The 20,673-nt window shown below is 56.7% G+C and carries 16 protein-coding genes and 4 pseudogenes; 9 read left to right on the top strand and 11 right to left on the bottom strand.

Annotated elements, in window-relative coordinates:
- The first annotated feature begins 207 nt into the window (after nucleotides 1-207).
- Complete coding sequence (locus tag AB4Z35_RS27870; protein WP_442100688.1) at nucleotides 208-402, top strand: hypothetical protein; 195 nt, start codon at nucleotides 208-210, stop codon at nucleotides 400-402.
- Nucleotides 403-579: 177 nt separating this feature from the next.
- Here AB4Z35_RS27870 and AB4Z35_RS27865 read toward each other — a convergent pair whose 3' ends face one another.
- Nucleotides 580-1,524 (bottom strand): DMT family transporter, encoded by a 945-nt coding sequence (locus tag AB4Z35_RS27865; RefSeq protein WP_442100686.1) that lies wholly within the window; start codon nucleotides 1,522-1,524, stop codon nucleotides 580-582.
- 90 nt (nucleotides 1,525-1,614) lie between these two features.
- Here AB4Z35_RS27865 and AB4Z35_RS27860 point away from each other — a divergent pair, with 90 nt between their 5' ends.
- Complete coding sequence (locus AB4Z35_RS27860) at nucleotides 1,615-2,550, top strand: LysR substrate-binding domain-containing protein (protein WP_442100692.1); 936 nt, start codon at nucleotides 1,615-1,617, stop codon at nucleotides 2,548-2,550.
- A 246-nt stretch (nucleotides 2,551-2,796) separates the two neighbouring features.
- On the opposite strand, the gene AB4Z35_RS27855 is transcribed toward AB4Z35_RS27860, so the two are convergent.
- Genes AB4Z35_RS27855 through AB4Z35_RS27845 form a run of 3 tightly spaced genes read right to left on the bottom strand, consistent with a single transcriptional unit; the run spans nucleotide 2,797 to nucleotide 6,959 of the window.
- On the bottom strand, nucleotides 2,797-5,013 hold the full coding sequence (locus AB4Z35_RS27855; RefSeq protein WP_442100683.1) for a DUF3604 domain-containing protein: 2,217 nt from the start codon (nucleotides 5,011-5,013) through the stop codon (nucleotides 2,797-2,799).
- Between the two features lie 39 nt (nucleotides 5,014-5,052).
- Entirely contained in the window at nucleotides 5,053-6,051 is a 999-nt protein-coding gene (locus tag AB4Z35_RS27850; protein WP_442100681.1) for a HupE/UreJ family protein, read from the bottom strand.
- On the bottom strand, nucleotides 6,051-6,959 hold the full coding sequence (locus AB4Z35_RS27845) for a peptidyl-prolyl cis-trans isomerase (RefSeq protein ID WP_442100680.1): 909 nt from the start codon (nucleotides 6,957-6,959) through the stop codon (nucleotides 6,051-6,053). The genes AB4Z35_RS27850 and AB4Z35_RS27845 overlap by 1 nt, the downstream gene beginning before the upstream one ends.
- A 183-nt stretch (nucleotides 6,960-7,142) precedes the next feature.
- Here AB4Z35_RS27845 and AB4Z35_RS27840 point away from each other — a divergent pair, with 183 nt between their 5' ends.
- From AB4Z35_RS27840 to AB4Z35_RS27830, 3 genes and pseudogenes are all read left to right on the top strand, one after another.
- The gene (locus tag AB4Z35_RS27840) at nucleotides 7,143-7,475 is read left to right on the top strand and encodes a hypothetical protein (protein ID WP_442100679.1); all 333 of its coding nucleotides are present in this window, start codon (nucleotides 7,143-7,145) and stop codon (nucleotides 7,473-7,475) included.
- A pseudogene (locus AB4Z35_RS27835) lies at nucleotides 7,462-7,608 on the top strand (IS110 family transposase); the annotation flags it as partial. The gene AB4Z35_RS27840 and the pseudogene AB4Z35_RS27835, both read left to right, overlap by 14 nt.
- Nucleotides 7,609-7,773: 165 nt before the next feature.
- Nucleotides 7,774-8,472, top strand: a complete 699-nt coding sequence (locus AB4Z35_RS27830) for an ion channel (protein WP_442100678.1) — start codon at nucleotides 7,774-7,776, stop codon at nucleotides 8,470-8,472.
- Between the two features lie 12 nt (nucleotides 8,473-8,484).
- Here AB4Z35_RS27830 and AB4Z35_RS27825 read toward each other — a convergent pair.
- A pseudogene (locus AB4Z35_RS27825) lies at nucleotides 8,485-8,640 on the bottom strand (integrase); the annotation flags it as partial.
- Nucleotides 8,641-9,077: 437 nt separating this feature from the next.
- Between AB4Z35_RS27825 and AB4Z35_RS27820 the strand changes: the two are divergent.
- From AB4Z35_RS27820 to AB4Z35_RS27810, 3 genes are all read left to right on the top strand, one after another.
- Nucleotides 9,078-10,310: a TULIP family P47-like protein gene (locus AB4Z35_RS27820; protein WP_442100676.1), complete on the top strand. Its 1,233-nt coding sequence runs from the start codon at nucleotides 9,078-9,080 to the stop codon at nucleotides 10,308-10,310.
- A 25-nt stretch (nucleotides 10,311-10,335) separates the two neighbouring features.
- Nucleotides 10,336-11,979, top strand: a complete 1,644-nt coding sequence (locus AB4Z35_RS27815) for a TULIP family P47-like protein (RefSeq protein WP_442100675.1) — start codon at nucleotides 10,336-10,338, stop codon at nucleotides 11,977-11,979.
- A 589-nt stretch (nucleotides 11,980-12,568) separates the two neighbouring features.
- Nucleotides 12,569-13,474 carry a hypothetical protein gene (locus tag AB4Z35_RS27810; RefSeq protein WP_442100674.1) on the top strand — a complete coding sequence of 302 codons (906 nt, stop codon included), beginning with the start codon at nucleotides 12,569-12,571 and terminating at the stop codon, nucleotides 13,472-13,474.
- Here AB4Z35_RS27810 and AB4Z35_RS27805 read toward each other — a convergent pair.
- The 6 genes and pseudogenes from AB4Z35_RS27805 to AB4Z35_RS27780 all read right to left on the bottom strand — a co-directional run.
- Complete coding sequence (locus AB4Z35_RS27805) at nucleotides 13,471-13,578, bottom strand: helix-turn-helix domain-containing protein (RefSeq protein WP_442100672.1); 108 nt, start codon at nucleotides 13,576-13,578, stop codon at nucleotides 13,471-13,473. The genes AB4Z35_RS27810 and AB4Z35_RS27805 overlap by 4 nt on opposite strands.
- On the bottom strand, nucleotides 13,559-13,792 hold the full coding sequence (locus tag AB4Z35_RS27800; protein ID WP_442100670.1) for a hypothetical protein: 234 nt from the start codon (nucleotides 13,790-13,792) through the stop codon (nucleotides 13,559-13,561). Before AB4Z35_RS27800 ends, AB4Z35_RS27805 begins: the two co-directional genes overlap by 20 nt.
- 461 nt (nucleotides 13,793-14,253) lie before the next feature.
- Nucleotides 14,254-15,210 carry a hypothetical protein gene (locus tag AB4Z35_RS27795; RefSeq protein WP_442100668.1) on the bottom strand — a complete coding sequence of 319 codons (957 nt, stop codon included), beginning with the start codon at nucleotides 15,208-15,210 and terminating at the stop codon, nucleotides 14,254-14,256.
- 438 nt (nucleotides 15,211-15,648) lie between these two features.
- A pseudogene (locus tag AB4Z35_RS27790) lies at nucleotides 15,649-17,079 on the bottom strand (IS1182 family transposase).
- A gap of 135 nt (nucleotides 17,080-17,214) precedes the next feature.
- A complete protein-coding gene (locus AB4Z35_RS27785; protein WP_442100690.1) occupies nucleotides 17,215-17,919 on the bottom strand; it encodes a methyl-accepting chemotaxis protein in 705 nt (234 codons plus the stop codon).
- Nucleotides 17,920-18,120: 201 nt separating this feature from the next.
- Nucleotides 18,121-19,002: pseudogene (locus AB4Z35_RS27780) on the bottom strand (methyl-accepting chemotaxis protein); the annotation flags it as partial.
- Nucleotides 19,003-19,930: 928 nt separating this feature from the next.
- Between AB4Z35_RS27780 and AB4Z35_RS27775 the strand changes: the two are divergent.
- A complete protein-coding gene (locus AB4Z35_RS27775) occupies nucleotides 19,931-20,302 on the top strand; it encodes a hypothetical protein (protein ID WP_442100667.1) in 372 nt (123 codons plus the stop codon).
- Nucleotides 20,303-20,673 lie beyond the last annotated feature (371 nt).

Below are 20,673 nucleotides of genomic sequence, written 5' to 3'. Positions count from 1 at the left end.
TTGCGGTACGTCAGGCAGGCCGCGTCAGCTGGACTCACGACTGCTATGCAGCCGAACGCAGCCTCGCGGGCTCGGCAGCTGCTACAAAGGGTGTCGCGCTTGAAATTGCTTAACTGACTGGCATTAGCCGATCGGCCTCTCAAACCAAGAGCAGAACCTGGATCAGGTGACGAAACGTCGGCTCGATATTGCGACTGTGGAGCATTTTTGCCGCTTTCCCGTACATGTCGGGTGGATCCGGTCAGGTATCTGCAGGTTCAGATGTTCGATTCAGTATCTGGACGAGTGGATCTACTGGTGGCAGGAATTTCGATTGCCCCGCTCAATGGCGACCAGACGATCAACATGCACTTTGACGAATCACGAGGGGATATCAAGGCCATCCATGAGAAGCGCCAGTAGGGCTGGAAAACGAAAAAGCCCGGCATCAGGCCGGGCTCTCTGTAGATGGGCCAAATCCATTTGGCTGATCGCATTGTGCGCATTGAGTGTGACGAAGGTGTGACAGGAGCGGAAACAGAAAGTCCGGTGCTGGGCCAATGCTGCCGGTCAGCACCGGTAGTAATCGGCCAACGGCGGCTACGATTCAGCCTGTTTCACCGGCATTATCCGATGACGCTTCGCCGCCCATACGACCCCGCCCACCAGCAACATGATCGAGATCACTTCCATCAAGCCAGGCACTCGCTGGCTGAACAGAAAACCGTACACACAGGCAAACAGCGTTTCGAACACGATCATCTGGCCACTCAACGACGCGGGCATTCGACGCGAGCAAGCATTCCAAAGACCATTGGCAACCCATGAACCACAGAACGCCAGGAACAGGCAAACCCACAGGAAAGTCGTCCAGCGGCTGCTTTCAACCTGAGAGGGCACCAGGTTCGGGAACAGCATCAAGGCCGCGATGCCGAACACTATCGCCACGATACCCGTCACGATGCCTGTCAGCGTCGACCATTCGCTGCTGTTGAAATGGCTTTGTTTGAGATACCGGGCGTTGTGGGTGGCGTACCACGACCAGCAGACCACAGCACTGAACCCGCAGGCCAGGCCCAGTAACTGGGAAGACAGCGAGGTACCCGCCGCCCGCGTGCCCGTATGTTCCAGGCTGACCGATACGATGCCCAGGAATACCAGCAACAGAGGGAGCTTGAGTTTGGTCAGGGGCAGGGAGCCTGCATCGCTACGCCCCAGAAAGGTGATGGCAACCGGCATCATGCCGTTGATAAGGGCGGCCGCGGTCACACCGCTCAGTTGTACGGAAGCGCCCAAGAGCGCGTAGTTCAGGACATTTCCGGTCAGTGACAGACGCAGCAGCATCCAGGCATCGCTGCGCGTCAAACGCGACAGCAGGCGGGACGCGATGGGCAAGGCCACGAGGAGCGAGATCATCCCGTACAGGGCAAACCGTACACTGCTGATCAGCACGGCATTGAATTCCGGCAGCAACGAAGGGCCGATAATCACTCCACCCCAGATGGCACCCGCCAATATCGCAAATACAACCCCACTGTTCATCATCTCGGCTCTGGCAGGCTATTTAGCCGCATTCTAGCCATGGCAGATAAGCGCCACCTGCGATATAAAGTTGGCCACCCATTCCGCATGGGAATGTCTTTTAGCGATCGCCAGTCCCGGAGAACCGTCATTAACCGTTATCTGCGTACCTTGCCCCCATTGGAGACCCTGATCACGTTTGAGGCCGTGGGACGACACGCCAGCTTCACGGGCGCCGCTGGCGAACTGTTTCTGACCCAGAGCGCCGTGAGCAAACAGATGCGCCAGCTTGAGGACTCCATGGGCGTCCCGCTCTTCGAGCGCAAACCACGAGGGGTCAAGTTAACCAGCGCAGGGGATGAACTGCAGATGACGGTTAACGTACTCCTCACCACGATGTACCAAAGCGTCACGCGAATTCGCAATGTTCATCAGTCCAACGCCGTCTCGGTGCTGGCGACCCATGCCCTGGCCCAATTCTGGCTGTTCCCGAAACTGATCGAATTCAACAAGGCGTACCCCGATATCGCCGTGCATGTTCACGCGATGAATGAGTTCGATGAGGCCAGCCTTAATGATTTCGACGTGGGCGTTCTCTATGGTTCTGGCCAATGGCCCTCGCTGGACAGCGATTTCCTGCTGCCGGAAATCGTCTATGCCGTGGCTCATCCTTCACTGGATGTCTCGGGGGTTGAGACACTGGAACAATTGGCGCAAGCCAACCTGGTGCAGATCGACACCTGCGCCTGGCAGTGTCTGGACTGGCATCAATGGTTCGGCCACTTTGGTATCGACTTCGTCGCGCGGGATAAAGCCCCGGTCTTCAACCAGCTGACCTTGGCGTATCGGGCCGTTCAACAAGGCATGGGCATCGGCCTGGCCTGGACGTTCATGGCGGATGAGGCGCTGGCCAAGGGAGAATTACAGCGGGTTACGCCTTTTGAATGCGTGACGGGCAATGGCGAGTTCCTTGTGTCGGTAAAACATCGCAAACGTTCTGCCTGTGCCGAGATATTTCGGCAGTGGCTCTTGGGATCGATGGGCGACTGATGACCAAAGCAGACATTCAAGGCAGGCAACTATTGGCCGATTTCTGCCTTCCACGACCGGATGAAACCGACCCGATATAGCGGTCCATCGATGCCTGCTATCGGCAACAGTGTCCATTCAGACATCAATGTCTGAATATCAGGGCCGATACGCGAACGGCTTTCTTTTGGATCTGCGGTAATGCCTGTCATTGCGCGACAATCTGCCAGCACCGATGGATGCAAAGCACCGGTGCTGGCCTCGGCGCTACTTGACCTGCTCAACCTCATAATTCACATAGCCGAATTCGTTGCTGCGAGCCGCCACGTACTTGCCGTTCTGCTCGAATACCGTGGCCTCGAAGGGCGTGCCGCCGAGTGTTGTCAGCAGATGCCCGTCCTTGATTTCATACTTGGCCGGTACGCCGAACTGACCGCCATGCAGCATGTTCAGGTATTCCCCTTGCGCAGGCGGTTTGCCATCGACGCTGGCGACCAGGCGTTGGCCGTCGGTGCCATAGACGATTTCGAATGTCTGGCCGGTGACGGTATTGCGCACCTTGATGGTTTTGCCCACCACGAAGGCTTGCAACTGCTCATTGGTGAGCGCTTTGGCGCCTTCGGTTTTCAGTTGATCGATGGTTTTGCCGCCAGCGACAGACTTGCTGTCCTCGGCTGTCGGCGTGTACCAGATCGGTGAGGTCCACGCGCGCTCCTGGACGGTGGGCGAGACGTCGGCCGGCGGCGGTACTTGCAGCTTGGCCGCGTCATAGGTGCTCCAGCGCGGTGTCGGGATCTGTAGCACACGGGCGTAGTAGAACGCGTGCTGGACCGGATCGAAGTCCGGATCGACCCAGACTTTTTTCAGCTCGGTGGCACCGATGGTGTTGGTGTAGGTCGCCTTGGAAACATCGACCGTCGAGCCCACCGGTGGGACTTTGCCGGTGACCGGGTCCGGTTGGCGATCACCGGACCAGGCGACGTCGTAGATCTTCTCGAAGGTCTGGCCGTTTTTGGTCCAGCCCTTGATGATCTGGATTCGGTCAAGGTTGCCATCGTCGGCATCCTTGACCGACCACACCACGAAGGACGGTGCCTGTTTACCCGATTTTGCCGGCAAGTCGCCGCCCATGGGAACGCCCTTGGCGTAGGCGGCATGCACCCAGTCTTTGTCGTTCCACAGACTGTTGTCGAAACCCCAGCCACCAAAGATGCGCACGGGGATGCGCACGCCGCTGGTGCCGTAGACTTCTTTACGCTTCATGGCATCGAAGATCGATTCACGGGTGTTTTCTTCCGCCCAGACGCCGGCCAGCCCGGAGGTGCTGGTTTGCAGGGCCATCATGCCCGAGTTCTGTTTGCCGGAAAGACGCGCCGCCGGGGTGCTGTCGGTGAAACCGTGGGAGCCGAAGTTGTTGCTCTGCGAATAGGGAATCACCCCGTTGTGCGAGTCGCTGGCGCCGACCACGCCCATTTTGTACGGGTTGTATCCACGGGCTTCCTGCAAGGCCATGCCATTTTGCCAGGCTTGCCTGATGTAGCTGCCGTTGAGTTTCGACGTGCTGTTGTCGATGCCGATCAGGTAACTCATGATTTCGTAATTGGCGAATTCGTCGGTCGGCGACAGCTCGGGGTGGGTTTCGGAGGTGCCCTTGACTTGGTGAATTTCGGTGAGGGATTCATTGCGCATCCGCGTTTCGGCCCACGCGGCATCGATGGGGCGGCCACGGTCATCGACGTCCACCGGAAACATCAGGCCGTTGCTGAGGTTGGCATTGTGGGAGATCGCCAGCACCTCGTTGCCCTTTTTCCGTTGATCGTCCATCCAGCCCCACAAGTCCTCGGGTTTGCTCGAGTCCAGGGCCGTGAAGGGCAGGTCCGGCACCTTCTTCGAGTCGCGGAAAAACACGTTGCGGTGCATGTTTTGATTGTTCGGTGCAGAGGTCCATTCATAGGCGACGAAGGTGGTGAACTTGCCGGGCTTGTAATACTTGTCGGCGATGGCGATGTTCTGCTGCCAGATGTTGCCGGCAACCTTCGGATCAATCAGCTCCTTGATGGGATTGTTCAAGCTGCCGGCGATCCATTTGAACACCCGGTTGAAATCCTCCGGAGTCTTGGCTATCAGTTTTTGCGCGATGGGCAGTTTACTGAAGTCTGACTTCGGATCGTTGGCCAGCGCGATCACGCCCACGTATTCCGAATGATCGGTCACGCCATGGAAATCCAGCGGTCGGCCTTTGAGCTGCACTTCAAACCCCATCGGATGCTTGACCGGCATGCCAAGCGAGTACTGGTAGGCTTGCTCGGGATCGACCTGATGGTTGCCGATCAGATAGGCATCAATCGACCAGGAGCTGTGCGAGTGCGTCTGGCCAAAGTAAACCTCGCGATCCGGGTTGCCCTGCGCCAATGCCAATGCGCTGACAGTCAGCACGGCGCAACCGAGCAGTGACGGCGTGGTGAAGTGTGTAAGGGTTTTCATATTCCACGTCTCCGGAATACGGCAGTGACAGGGTGAAGTTCAGGCCCAGAAACTCAAGACCCGTTCGAAAAACCAGAAGGCCGCCAGCGTTCCCAACCCGTAGGAAGCAACAGGCCGGGCATACAGGAGTGCGGGCCGTGGCAGCCGACAACGAAGCAACAGCGCTCGCAGGCTCAGCACGGCGGCGACAAACATCAACTGGCCGATTTCGACGCCGACATTGAAAGTGAACAGCGCCAGCGGCAGGTCGCGCTGGGGCAAGCCGATTTGCGCCAGCGCACCGGCAAAACCAAAGCCATGCAACAAGCCAAAACAGAACGCCACCACCCAGGGCCATTGGAGGGTGAAGCTGACGTCACCACGGTTCTTGCGGGCGATTTCCACCGCCAGCAACAGAATGCTCAGCGCAATCGTCGCTTCCACAGGCGGGCCGGGAAGCCGCACCGCACCCAATGCTGCGAGCGCCAGGGTGATGGAGTGGGCGAGGGTGAACGCGGTGATGGTCTTCACCAGCATCCAGCCATTACCCACCAGCAGCAGGAGACCGAAGACGAACAGCAGGTGATCGAAGCCCCCCAGGATGTGCTGGATGCCATGGGCCAGAAATGCACCGGCCACCGAGAACGCTCCCGGCGTGGCAGCGATTTCTATCCAGGGTTGCGCAGGGTGCACGAGGGTGGTCGTCAGGCTGCCGTCCAGGCGCGAGACACGCACCAGCACATCGGTGATGCTCGCTTGCAGGCCGATAAATTCAATACGTTGCCCGACCAGTCCGGCGGGACCGGCATCAATGATCCGGCGCTCGATCAGCGAGTCGTTCAGGTCGCTTTCCACCGGGTCAGTGACAGTACGCACACCCTCGGCAAACCGCAGCGCAATCGGCAAACGCATGCCTGACAGCACCGGCGTGCGCCACACAACGTCATAGCGCCCGGCAGCTGTTTCGTTGAGTTCCAGGTAAGCGGGGCGCGACTCATGGGCCATGGCGGTCAGCCCGATAAACCCAAGCAGCAACAGCAGCCAGACCGTGCGCTTCATCACGGCCGCTCGGCTTGAGTGGCGGCAATTGCGCTGGTGGTCGCCGGCATCATCACCACGACTTCATAGCGTGCTTTGAGCGCATCGTAATTCGCGCGTTTCGATGCGCTGCGTTGCTCGGACAACCAATCGGACTTGACCTGTTGGGCTACGGTTTCGAAAGCCGGTGCCGGTGGTTTGGCCAGCGTATCGATCCACACCAGATGCCAGCCAAAACCTGACTCCACAGGCCCCACCCAACTACCCGGCGTTTGCTGGAACAACGAAAGGGCGAACTTTGAACCAAAGACCCGCGCCACTTGATCCTGTGATTGCTCCGTGTAGGCGCTTTTAAACATGAAGGCATCGCCTTCACCGCTACTCTTGTCAGTCAGCCCTCTTAACGCGGCCTGAGCCTGGGCCTGCGCATCCGCACCACGTTTGTCCAGGGCGAAGAACACATGATGGAAGGTCGCCAGTGGCGGCGGGGCATATTGGTCCTGATGCTGGTTGTACCAGGCTTCAAGTACACCGGGTGCCGGTTCGCGAAGTGACGCGACATCTTCGGCGAGGAAATCCATTTTCTGCGCCAGTCGACGGCGAATGATGGTGTCGTCTTTATCCAGGCCAAGTTTCAGCGCTTCGCGATAGAGAATTTCCTCTTTCACATATTCATCAATCAGGCCCTGCAACTGTTGCTCAGAGGCGGGGCGTTGCCATCGCGCCAGCCAGGAAATCGCGATCCGCTGAACAACTTCAGGGGTGATTTCGATGCGTTGTGGATCTTGATTGACCGTTGAACGGTGCAAACCTCCATACAACACAAAGAGTGCGAAACCGGCGATTAAAAAGTGCAGTAACGGCTGGCGAAGGCATCGCTTGATTAACGAAAGTCGAGATTCTTTCCCTTCGCAGACGCTTAAGTTCATGACTTATTGCTCCACGCTATACTCGAATGGTTTTCGAAGCAGAGTGGAGTATTGCTGCTGGGCCGGAACTTTCCACCGGGGTTAATCACGATAAGCACTAAGCATTAGTCGCAATCGGATTAGCCCATTCCCCGAGCCCGCGCAGTCTTGCACCTATACAGCCCGGGACGGAGCGTTCATGTAATGAAAGGACTGCTGGTTTTCGCCGCGATCATCGAGGCAGCCACTGGCGTAGCGCTGATACTTGTCCCATCGCTGGTCGGGCAACTTCTGCTCGGCATCGAACTCACGGGCGTCATTGTCCGCGTGGCCGGCATCGCCCTCATCGCATTGGCGGTCGCCTGCTGGCCCGGACCAGCAATGTTCGGGATGTTGATCTATAACGCAGCGGTCGCGCTTTATCTCGCCTACGTTGGCATCACGGGCGAATCGAGTGGGGTACTTTTGTGGCCAGTGGTCGTCTTGCACGGGATTATGACGGTACTTTTGATTCGGGCAATGACGAGCCAAAGGTAGTACCTACCAGGCTGCCGTACGCGCACTCGCATTTAAGTGGATTCGGATTCTGTACCGGGTCTGTCAGACCAGGACGCTTTACGATGAAACCACCTATTTGAATGCCTTGAGGAAGCGTGGTTCATCGCTCCTCAAGAACCTCGATTTTGGTTGGCTGACTTCCTCAGGGCGTGAAGCTGTCTGTCAAGCTGAATCCTCTCACATGCATTCGCGACTAGAGTTTCACTGCCGACTAATCTAAAGCCCGGTCAGATTCAACCGGGCAGCATCTGGTCTCGAGCGTCTCTGGGAAACCGATATGACAAATCCGCAAGATAAAACCGAATCCGACGAAGATTTAGCTCAGATGATTATGGGGAAAGGTCCCTACACCTATCTATTGCTGCTCTTACTAGGATTGATCCTTCTGTTTCCCTTTCTTGAGGAAGGTATATTTGCTCGCACGTTGCTTGGCATTCTTTTTTCAATCGTTCTGCTCGTGGGGGCTTTCGCCACCAGGCAAACTCGGCGGGGGCTCATCCTCAAGCTGGGCCTGGCGTTACTTGGGGTTGGCCTTCAATGGGGAGCGTTGTGGGCTGAGAGTACGGCGATTCTTCGGCTTGCCGGGATAGCTTATGTGGCGTCTCTTGCCGTCTCGTTCAGTGGAGTGCTTCGCTATATTCTCAAGCACGGACCGATTACAGCGGACAAGCTGCATGGTGCGCTTGCGGGTTACATCATGCTGGCCTTCGTCTGGTCGTTCGTATATGCCCTGGTCGAGATGTCCAGGGCTGGCTCATTCGGCCCTGGCCAACTCGACTTCGTACAGCCCGGCACTTTCTTCAAGCTGATCTATTTTAGCCTCACGACGCTCACAACTACCGGTTACGGTGATGTTATTCCTATGACCAACCATGCCCGCTCACTTGTGATGGTCGAAGAGTTTTCAGGAGTCTTTTACGTTGGTGTTGTGATAGCGAGGTTTGCCGGTCTTTATCCATCGAATCAGACTAAGTGACTTTCGATTTGCCTGAGCCACCTTGGCCCGTGACGACACATGTTCCCCATGGGCCATGTCTTGTACTCGCAACCTGGTTAAGTCACAGGCACGCAGCTTGCTGTCGATGGCCAAGTTGAAGAGCGCCAAATCACGTGTCTTCTCAGCAAGCTGAAGTCTTACTCGGATGGGCGCACCTCGCTTCGGCGTTCTCTGTGCGCATGACGCCCTTCGCGGTGTTGCGGTTCAGTCGTAGCAGTTGCCCCTGCTGAAAACCGCAACATGGTCTGACTCAACTTACACCGCCACGCGAATGAACTGCCGCACAGCCACTAGATGGCGCAATGGTACTACCGCGATAAGATCCGCGTCGCTTGATCGCCAAACGATCTACATGCGCATTTGCCATGCAATGCCCCTCTACTATCCTGTCGGGTAGGATTACCAACAGAAACGGATGTCATGCCAGATCACATCCTTTCATGGTTAACAACAGGCCTCCTGTATCAGGACAGCACCAACGCACTGCCTGATTGAGGCGTGCACTGGCCTCAACCTTCTCGACATCGGTTTTTCATTCACCCAAGGAATGTGGCGCCTATCCAGTGCGCCCGGAGGGTTCGCTCATGCAGACAAAAGGATGGGACACCATCAGCATCGTTCGCCAGGACAGCGTGAACAGCGATATGGCAGCGAGCTGGACGACGCTCAATCATGAGTTTTCCTACGCTTCGGACGAAGGCTACGCCTGCCACGGAGTCTTCGATTGCTGGTCGGTCATCAACGGTGGCGGCGGCCGGTTGTTGCGCCTGCGCATGCCTATCCGCTCCGGCTTCTTCGAAGCCAGTGGCATCAGCCGCTCCTTGGCCGGCGCGGTTGCCATCATCGAAGTCACCCTGTCGCTGTTGCCACAGGGTAGCGGGCAGATGCAGCTGAAGTCCGCCTTCCTGCACAAAGCAGAGCATCTCCAGCAGATGCAAGGAGACGACGGCGGTTGGCTGCGAGGCATCACCCTGCAAGACCCCAGTGGCTCGCTCGGCCCTTACGCCGCGGTGGTACTGGATTGCATCTGCAACTATCTGGTCGAACATCCCGCGCAGTTCACGCATACCTTCGCCACGATCAACTTCTCCAAGAGCAGTGCGCCTGAATGGGTCAGGCCACGCAAATGCACCTATGCCTACCTTGACTCGGGCTTCCTGGCGATCATGGCCGTCTGTACCGAACGCGACATAGGGGCGTTGCCACTGGACATCGACGTGTCGGGTATCAGTGAGGGCGGGCAATCGTGCTACGTGCTTTCGGCACGCATGGTGCTCGAGCACCTGATCCTGCCCGGGCTGCTCCAGCTCTATCAGGGCGCCAACCCGCAGGACTATCGCTTTGACGAAACGCAAATGGTGAACATCCCGGCCTTGCGCATGCAAGCCATCAAGTCGGGGTTGATCTGGTACACCCCCATCGTCTTTGCTGGCCGCAACCCGGCGCGGATTCTCGGCGACGTCATCGCCGTCGATTACCAGGGCGACTGCGACCTCTACGCCGGTATCGACATGAATTGGAACGGTTGGCTGAGGATGAAGCTGGTCCTCGATGGCAACACAGTCCACTTCGTCAAGCAGTCGTCCGACTTCAAAGACCAGGTCGATATCCCCTGGTACCTGGCTTGGCTCTCGCCCGTCGTCAGCCTGATCACCCACATCGTTACCGCCTTCATCTCCGATGACCTGATCAGCGCCATCGCCGCGCGGGGCGGTTCGGTCAAGGCAGATACCATCGATTGCGTGTCCTGGAGCAATACCACGCATACCGCCCAGTCGAGCTATCTCGCCGAGGCCCTTGTCATCAAATACGTGTGACCCCATCAACCCAAGGAGCTGTATCATGAGCAAAGAAAGCAAGGTCATGCTGTCTGGATTCGCTCAGCCTGTCTCGCTGCGACTCGATCACCTCAACGAAACTCTTCGCCAGACCCTGCGCGAATCGCCCCTCTACCAGAACGCGGAGCTTGTACACAGCTCCGAGGACGCCTTGCAGGCCGCGCAGCTACTGACCAATGCTGGAGCACTGGCCAGCACCGTTACCACCAATGGCTGGGATACCGTGAGCATCTGCCGGGTCTCGGCACTCAACCAGCGTATCGCGCTGGAGAAGACCTACCCGAGCAACATCGACGCCGTGCTCGAAAGCTTCTCATTGAAGGCCGATTTCGATGCCTGGTCGATCACCACCGGCGGTGACGGGCGCAACGTTAAAGTCCGCATTCCTTTCGGTGCGGGGACCTACAAGGGGCTGGGCGACAAGACGTACCAAGTCGAAGGGATATCCGCAGATGTCTACGTCAAGCTCAGCTACTTCCCAGCGCCCAATCCGGTATTGGCCTCCGACGGTAAGTACGACCTGCAGGTCAACACCCAGGTGACAGACCCCAGCGACCCTATCGCCGCGGTGATTGCCCTCAGGGACCCAAACAAAGTCCTTCCCTCCATCGACCAGAGCGTATTGCGCGGCGTGCTCGAAGGCTGGCTCAACCAGCCCGAGAACCTGAAGAAGTTCGACATCCTGTTCAGTACCGTGGTGATCAACAACATGGGCAAGGACAGCGAAGACTTCAAATGGCTGCGGGCAACGTCCATGAGCTATGCCTACACCGACAATAACACCGAGGAAAGCAGCATCTTCGGTGTCCTGGCTATGACCAACGAGCACGACCATTCCGGCTTGCCGAACCAGTTACCGGCCGTGCTGCTGGCCGCGGACAACAATGCTAACTTCCTCATCAGCCGTGAAATCTTCGTCAAGTATCAGTTGCTGGCTTCACTTCCGTTCATCTTCGACGGCACCACCGAGGCCAACTTCAAACTGGACGAGGCGGGCACCTCCATCACCGCCAATAACCTGAAGCTCGACAGCGTCAAGTATGGGGCCATCACCTACCATCCGGTGGCGGAAAAATTCGACATCAATTTCGACGAGTCGTACATCCGTACCGAATGCAAGGTACGCACGGACATCTCTCCCGGTATCGTGGCCTACACCCGCATCGTCACCAAGCAGACGTTGCAGTTGGGAATCAATGACAAAGGTGAACAGGTCATGGTGTATGCCATGGTCGGCGACCCTGACGTGCAGAACACTGTGGACATCGCGACCTGGGTGGTGGTCACCGAAGCCATTCTCGGGGCTATTGCCGCCGTGGCCACCGCGGTGGCCGGCGGAGTGGGGGGCAAGATCATGGCACTGATCGTCGGCATCATCGCGGCATTGGTGGTGGCCATCGTCAGCATTGTTATCCACGTGATCATCGAACGCGTGGTCGCTGGAGGGGTGACTAATAATATTCCGTCAATAGCGCCCATGGTCAAGGTGGCGGCGAACCAGGTGAAATGGCCATTCTGTGAACCGGATGCCTTTGTCCTGACTGACATCACGTACTCTGGCGCTCTGATCTTCGGCGGCTCACTCAAACTGCTCGAGAAGTTCTGCATCCAGGACAGGCGTCTTACGCTGGCGACGCTCGCAGCCTGAGCACTCTGACACAGCCTCGGGCCTTGTGCCCGGGGTTCAGTGCACGCCCGTCGTCTTTTACATCGTGACGTAGTCGCATTGGTAAACATTCAATGACTATCCCCATCCCCATCCCCATCCATTTCCGAAAAGTCGCATTTATTTCGAAATCCTGCAACGACGGCTCGGCATTTACCTGAAATCGTGGTCTGTCCCTTTTTATGCTGGTTACGCGGCAACTACTAATGACCGCATATGGCCGATTCTGTTGAAAAAGTCGCTCTGCCCAAATGACCTGATCATTGACTGGTGAAAACGCCTTTTTTGCATGCTGCTACGTGTAATCCGAGTCCGGATGCCTCTGCCAAATGTAAAAATTTCAATCTTGGACGCGTACTTTTCTGATGCGCAAACCATGGCCGACTTTTTCACCAGAAACGGCCGTTGACTGCCTGCCAAGAACTGCCATAAGCGCCCCATTCATGGCTTGAAGGTCGCCTGTTGCTCACGTGCCCAGGGCCTGATCCGTGCTTTTTCGCCTTACCTGCCACTTTCGCCACAATCGGCGTGGATCTAAAGTCAGGGGCGCACCTTCAGGGGACTTCCAGTCATGTACAGCTCGCTTGCCATACCGAGCTCCGCTCGCCAATTGCATGACCGGATCTATGCTGGCGAGATCATTCGCTTCACTGACCTGCAGCCTATGACGGCGCTGGTGGAATATACGCGTGCGTTCCTCGAAGACGCGTTGCACCCCTGGTCGCCGCAACAGATCCATCGCTATTTGAGCCACCCTGAGCAGACTGAGCGCTTTGCGAAAATTCAGAACGACTTCGCAGGCTCAGCTGAGATCCAGCAGCGCTGGCAGGACGTCGTGCAAAGCCTTGGCATCGCCCCCGATACCCTGGCGTGCGATCGCCTGCATTTGCGTTTTCAGCCGCATTGCGAGCCAGGGCAGTCGACGCCGCGTGCCCGCACGACGGCCACCATCGCGTTTCACCGCGATACCTGGGGGTCGAATATCTATGCACAAACCAACTGGTGGGCGCCCATCTATCCCATCGCGGCAGGGCGTACCGTCGCCTTGTATCCAGGCCTCTGGCAGCGACCGCTGGGTAATTCGAGCGCAGATTTCGATATGCGCGCCATTTTGCAGCGATCCCATCGAGACGGCCGCAATGCCGTGGATACCGACGAAGCCATTCCGCATCTGCTGGAAGCGATCGACCCGCAGGACGGGATTGCCGTCGATATCGCTCCGGGGAGTCTGATCGCCTTTTCCGGGGCTCATGCCCATGCCGGCGTCGGCAATAGCACCGGGCTGACACGCATCTCTTTCGAGACCCGATCAATACTGATCGCCGACCTGTTGGCCGGATTGGGAGCGCCCAATGTCGATGGTCACGCGCCGTGGAAGACTATTGGACTGTTTCGCCGAATGAACGATGCGCAACGCCTGAACGAAATCCTTGGCTGCGGCTTTATCGAGCCCTATCTGCGGCCAGCAGAGCCCTAACGCTGGCGCCGGTAGTCGCTTGGGGAAAGACCGGTGTGCTTGCGAAACACCTGGGCGAAGTGACTGGGGTTGGAATAGCCGACTTCATTGGCGACAGTGACCACGCTCAGTTATGTTTCGCGCAATAAGCGCCGCAACGCCTTGAACGAACAGGCAGCTGACCATGGGCCGATCGGCTTCTTCGCGCAGGCATTGCAGCAATGCGACCAGCTGCGGATCCTCGAAGCCGGACACATCCCGAAGCGTGGCGTGTGCGGCGTTTGCCCCAAAGACGTCCTGCAGTGCCTCGTCGAATAGCGACAGGCCCAGCAGCACCATGACCACTTCGAAAGGTTTGGGGGTTAACCGTCTCCAGCGAAAGTCATAGGGCGCACCGGCGGCGGTGAGTAAAAGCGAGCCCTGCTTTACCAGGCTCGTGACCCATGGCCCGACATCAGCAGGATTGCAGGGTGCATGTCTGGTAGGTGAATGCTACAGGTGGGCGCTTACGGCCTGAAACGGCCGGTACGCCGCAGGCCTGTGGGAGTGGGCTTGCCCGCGATCCAGGCGACGTGATTGTCTGAAGCTCCGCGGTGAAGCCATTGCGGCAGTCCGGCGATCCGGCAAGTCCACTCCCACAGAACTGCGGTGCTATTCCAACGACAGCTTCTGGCCGTTTTCTGCCCATCGCGAGAGGCAGAAAACGACCCTTAGCGGTCATCGCATTATGCTGTAACCGTGTTTTCCAGTTCGATGAGAAAGCAGTGATGGCGGCTCGAACCTGTTGTTGGGCCATACATTCATTGCGGATACGGATACTTTGGATCTTGGCAGTAGTCGTAATCAGCGAGCGCCTTGAAATCTCCAACTGCCTCGAGCACGTGGCACATTTGTTTCGGGTTCAGATCGACTAAACCAAATATCGTCGCGTTGCTTTTGACCTTTCTGGTCATGAGGGTTTTGACCGGGCCGACATGAGCTATAGCGCGAGTGCCGGCATAGGTAAACGTGTATGCCAGCTCATATAGGCGATTACGCTCGTCTATTGAAAGGGTGCGCTCTTGCGGTGTGGACGCTAGCCTTTGGCTCATCAGCATTTCAACCCTTCTCAGGTCGGAGTCGTCGCCCGCAGCGCCAACAATCTGTGAGGCGCTCGTTCCAAGCGAGTCTTCGTCCGACATTTGAGCTCGTGCTACCTCAAGGTACTTCAGGGCGTGCTTACCGTAGTTTGCGAGGACGCTTCTTGCGACCGGTCGGATATCTCGGTAGGGCCACTCCCTTTCACTATGTGGCTCTTGCGAAAACGCTACTTCTCCGACCCTATCTACGATGTAGGGCGAGGGGTCTGGAATGCGTGCAGCGAGTTCGAGTTGGTATCGTTCAATATGACCTTTGAGCCCGCGACGTTGAGTAATGACTTTACCTGCTCTGGAATAGATGCTCTGCGGTGCGCATACCGGTATCGGCAGCCCCTTGTCTGTCGCCCGATAGAAGCCATGAGCAAGTAACTTCTCAACCCCAATGTCTAGCCAGAGCCCCTCAGCACGCAGATTTTGTTCCAAAACGTCCGCAGCCAGCGAAAACGTCTTGCCCTCTTCTGACGTAGGCTCAGCACACGGCCGGATGCTCTTGTATAGCCGTGCCTGCTCCAACTCGGGTGTGTGTCCTTTTTTTCCATTGCCTTGTGAAGAAGATAGCCATGCGCCGAGCGCTATCCCCACGCCAACTAGAAGGAATGCTTGAAGAAAGCGATTCACGTTTTTTAGGCCCACCTACTATTAGGCGACATGCCATGTCGCGTTTCTTGTCGTGATGGCGTGTCGGATAACGTTCCTTGTCGTTTTGTAAGTCCTTATCTAGCTTAGAGGTGGTCGCGGCAAACGCGACATCGCCCAGAGAGAAACACGACAAGGGTGACGGCAAGCCCTACAGCCTTCTAGATTCGAAAGCAGCATCGTGACGCTATCAATTTGCCATCGCTGTGTCCATCGTCCGCTCCTGGCCGTTTTCAGCCGGTCRCAACAGGCAGTAATCGTCCCAGAGTGTGTAAAAACGCTCGTAACCTGATCGTCTTGGGTCATTGACGTTCGTTGGCTTAGCGACCGCACGATCAACGCTGCGGGTCGCATCGGTCGCGACCTGGAACACGTAACGCTGTTTTTACAGCCTCTGGGATGGGCCAAAGCCAGCCTTTTTTATGCCGACAGCGCCTTCATTAAATCGTTAGCACCAATGATTTTCATGACCCGTTTCAAGTTGTAGGCGAGCACATTCAAGCTCATCTCCGCGCTCACCCCGGCCAGCTTCGCGTCAGGAAGTGCGTTGCACCCATCCATTGTTTCAGCGTCCCGAAGGGATGCTCAACCGTCCGTTTTCGGACTCTCATCATCTCTGGTGCTTTGCTCAGCCGAAGCTGGATCTCCTCCAATACGGCTTCATGCTCCCAGCGTCGAACGTGTCGTTCCGTGCTCGGTGTGCACTGCCATTTCAACGCGCAGCCCTGGCATTTCGAACTCCAGTAATGATGCAACTTCAGGCCTTTTTCAACGTAGGAGTAGTGCCAGATCGGCGCCTCGCCAGCCGGGCAAATGTATTCGTTTTTTGCCGCGTCATAGACGAAGGCATCGTTATTGAAACGCCCGTCAACCTTGGCTCCAGAGGTCATCGGTTTGGGCACATAGGCGGTGATGCCGGTATCGTGACAGGCCAGGATTTGTTCGCTTTTGAAATAACCTCGGTCCGCCACCACCGACAACGTTTCTGACGCCATCGCCTCACGGGCCTGCTTGGCCATTGAACTGAGTTGATCGTGGTCGGAACCGACGTTGGTCACTTCACGGGCAACGATCAAATGGTGCTGCGTATCGACCGCTGTCTGCACGTTGTAGCCGACGATTCCCGTGCCGCGTGTCATCATGGAGCGGGCGTCTGGATCGGTCAGCGAGACCTGTTTATCCGGCGACTCATTGAGCTGGATTTCGATCGCCTGAAGCTCCTTCATTCGAGTTTTGAGCTTGGCGATTTTCTCTTCCAGCCGCAGGGCGCTGGGCTCGGTAGCTGTGGGTTCTTGCCGATCGGCAGCATCGAGTGCCGCCAGGTAACGGTTGATACTCGATTCAATTTCTTCCATGCGCCGTTTCAGTTTGGCGCTGGTGAAATTGCGGTCGCGGTTGTTGACTGCTTTGAATTTGCTGCCATCGATGGCGACCAGATGTTCTCCGAACAGTCCCAACTGCTGACACAGCACAACGAACTGGCGACAGACGCCTCGGATGGCCTTGCTGTTGTCTTTTCGGAAGTTGGCGATGGTCTTGAAGTCCGGCATCAACCGCCCGGTCAACCACATCAGTTCGACGTTGCGTTGAGCTTCTCGTTCCAGCCGCCGGGCTCGACTGAATGCGGTTGAGATAGCCGTAGATGTAGATTTTCAGCAGGATCGCGGGGTGGTAAGCCGGCCGGCCAGTATCGGCTGGAATGGCACCGTCAAAACCCAGATTGACCAGGTCGAGTTCGTCGACAAAGACGTCGACTACACGCACCGGATTGGTATCGCTGACGTAGTCGTCGAGGCTCTCGGGCAATAAGGTGCCTTGGCCTCGATGTTCACCTTGGATAAAGCGCTTCATGGGCGATCCCTGCAATGAAATCCCCAGAAATCATAGCAAGGGTGCGCAAAGGCGTTTTTACACACTCTGGGCCAAAAGCAGCCAGTCGAATCAGATGATCGCTCCCATCCAATGCTTGGGAGCGACCTTGCTTCGTCAGACCTTGAAATGGCTGACCATCACTTGCAACTGGTTGCCCAGCCGTGCCAGTGCGACGCTGGAGGCGGCGGTTTCGTCGCTGGCGGCAGCGGTCTGTTCGGAGACGTCGCGTACATTGATGATACTGCGGCTTATCTCGTCAGCCACGGTGCTTTGTTGCTCGACGGCGGCCGCGATCTGCTGATTCATCGATTGGATGTTCGATACGGTACGGGTAATGTTTCCCAGTGAGACACCGGCCTTGCGAGTCAGCGCCACGCTGCTGTCGGTCAGGCTGTAGCTGTTGCTCATGATGCTGGCCACCTGCTCGGTGCCACTCTGCAAACCGGCGACCAGCTCTTCAATTTCCTCGGTGGACTTCTGGGTACGCTGGGCCAGGCCGCGAACTTCGTCGGCGACCACGGCAAAACCGCGACCGGCCTCACCGGCACGGGCGGCTTCGATGGCGGCGTTGAGGGCCAACAGGTTGGTTTGCTCGGCCACGGCTTTGATCACGTCGATGACACTACCGATTTTGTTGCTTTCCTGCTGCAAGAGGGTCATAGCCTCGGTAGAGCGCACCACTTCCTCAGCCAGGCGTTCGATCTGCACAATTGCTTCCTCCACGACTTTGTTGCCTTCGCGAGCCTCGCCATCGGCCGTTGCGGCGGCTTGCGAGGCCTGATCGGCGTTGCGCGTGACTTCCTGCACGGTGGCGGCCATTTCGTGCATGGCAGTAGCGACCTGATCGGTCTCGACTTTCTGGTTGTTGACCCCGACGCTGGTTTGTTCGGTGACGGCCGACAGCTCTTCCGCAGCGCTGGCGATCTGTGTCACGCCGTCGCGAACACCGCTGATGAGGTTGCGCAAGGTCTCCCCCATGTGCTGGATACCTTGTTGCAGTACGCCCAGCTCATCGCGGCGGGTGACCATCAGGTTCTGGGTAAGGTCGCCAGCAGCAATGCGTTCGACGACGCCGAGGGTTTCGCGGATCGGACGGGTGATCTGGCGAGTAATGATGACGGCGGCCAGGACGCCAAACAGCAAGGCCAACAAGGTGCTGCCCAACAGCAGCGTGCGAGTCTGGACGATGTCGCTGTCGCGGCTGTCCAGTTGCATCTGGTAAAGGACATCGCTGCGGCTCCATAAATCGAGCCCTTGGTCGACCAGTTCTTTGCTCGCCAGGGTAACGGCGTTGCTAGCAGTTTTGTAGGCCTGCAAGGCTGTGCGGTAGTTGCCTAGGGCACTTTCGAACTGGCGCAATGCGTCCTGCTGGGTAGCACTGAAGTACTCACTAAGCTGTTTCAGGCCGTCAATTGCTTCATTCAGTTGCTTGACAGCCTTCTGCTCAGTATCCGGGGTGCTGTTCGCGGTGTAAGCGCTGACTTCGTAACGGGTCAGCAGAAGCTGTTCCTTGGTGCGGCTAATGGTCTGCAAACGTTCGAAACGGTCCGCGTCGCCTGAGGGTAATTGCAGCACGCTGCTGTGGATCGCCGTGATCAGCTTACCGGCTGCTTCGGCGTTATCACTCATGGCCTGCCGTGCGTTGTTTGCTGCGCGATATGCGTCGCGCATTTTACTCAGCGATTGCTGGAAGTGGCTGATAATCGCCGCTTGTTCTTTGAGCAGCTTGAGGTTCTCCGGGCGAGTAAACGTGTTGATCAGTTTTTGCTGCTGGGGGATGAATGCATCCAGGTTAGTCTGCACGTTCTGGGCGACGCCTTCATCGCCATTGGACAGCAGGTATTGCAGACGGGCCTCGCGTATTTTGTTCAGCAACGTATTCAACTGGGTGATATCGCCCATTCGATCGCCGCGCCACACCAGTTTGTCCACGCTGGTCCAGCTGGCTAGGGCCAGGACGGTGGTTAAGGCCAGAACCAGACCGAATCCCAGGCTCAGCTTGAAGTTGACGCTAAGATTACTGAAAAGTTTATTCACTTTTATTCCTTGCAGGGTAATCTGCTCTTAGTGTGCGGGCATCTGGAAACCTGTCCTCATAACATGATGCCTCATAGCCATTATCGCTAGAAAATATGACTGCTTAAACGTTTCTCTTGTGTTTTTTTGTTTACTTTTTTGCATCATTTCGGTGCGAAATTCATCGATAATTCCTCCACTTAGCAGAGAGGTACGTGGATTACTAAAGTGAGTTGGATGATCGAGTTTCTTTGCACTAAATACAGGCAGTAGTTGATGCCCTGGCCGCCAAAAATCATCGCAGACCAACACACCGCTTCAGCATTTCAGTAGTTTCTTGTGTGCTCGCCGGAGCGGTTTGGGTAAAGCCGTAAAACAGCATTGAGTCTGATTAACGATTGCATCGGATTGACCAGCGCACTTCGTGACCATGACTGGCCTGATCGAGTTAGACATTACGCTTGTCCAAGTCCTTTGTTGAAAACCCGCGGCAGTCATCGATCTCATTGCAAGGGCGAGGTTTGCGCTGTCCTGCCAGCGGTGCTTCGAACAAAAAATGAATGACTCTGCTGTCTTCGTCGGCAGCAGCTCAACTGAGAATGAATTTCCAGAAGGAATAGCTCTATTCAAGTTCAGTCCCGCCACGCGCGGGCTTTTTGTTGCCTGTGCGGAATCTTTCCGATGGTGCTCACACCACAATAAGCGCCTGCATCGCTGATCGATGGCACCGCCACTTATCGTCAAACCGTTGACGCATTCACCCTGAGCGCGCGCAATAAGTACCCAAAAAATGATCGCCCAAGGATAATTCCACATGGCAAAGATCACAGTACTCGCAGGTGATTTTCCCCAGTGCGATGGGGAGTACAATCTTGGCACCATGACCCTTAAGACGACCCTTAAGCCGCGCCTGGGGAAAAGCTTCCTCGTCTCCGAGTTTAAAGATCTGACAGTCGAAAACACTGACTCCAATAAAAACATAAAGAGCGCGATAGGCTTTGGAATAGCTGGGGCTATGCTGCTTGGTCCGGTGGGAGCCATAGCGGGCTATCTACTAGCAGGCCAAAACACCGAAGTGACATTTTTGGCCACGCTAAAAGGTGGTCAAACGCTCCTTGCTGCAACCGATAGCGATACGTACCAGGATATCTCCGCGCGAGTCCGCAAAAAATACCACTCAAGCTGAGGCGGCCCATTCGAATCGCAGAGCCCGCCCAGTGCGGGCTTCGTATTTCTGGGGGCCAGCCTTACGCGTGCAGCCCAATTACTCACTGAGTGCTTTTCGGGTCAAGTCATTCAAGGAAATGCTTTGTTTGGTGGCCGCCACGCCATGGTGGCTGTGCGCCGCCTGATAATCGCCGAAGCGGAACGCTCTGATATCGGGCGGTCACCCTCCAGAGGTGCTTGACGAAGGTCTTTTTTCATGACAAAACTCCTAACATTAGGTGTTTAGACTGATGCCACGTCGGAGGTTCGATGCTTACGCGAAACGCTCAGGATTCAGCTGCAATGAAAGCGATCCCCACTGTGATCAGGGCGGCGGACCTAGCCGCCTAC

Origin of the sequence: Pseudomonas sp. KB_15 (assembly GCF_052114525.1) — a bacterium.
Lineage (GTDB): Bacteria > Pseudomonadota > Gammaproteobacteria > Pseudomonadales > Pseudomonadaceae > Aquipseudomonas.
This window is presented reverse-complemented; position numbering and strand designations above follow the sequence as displayed.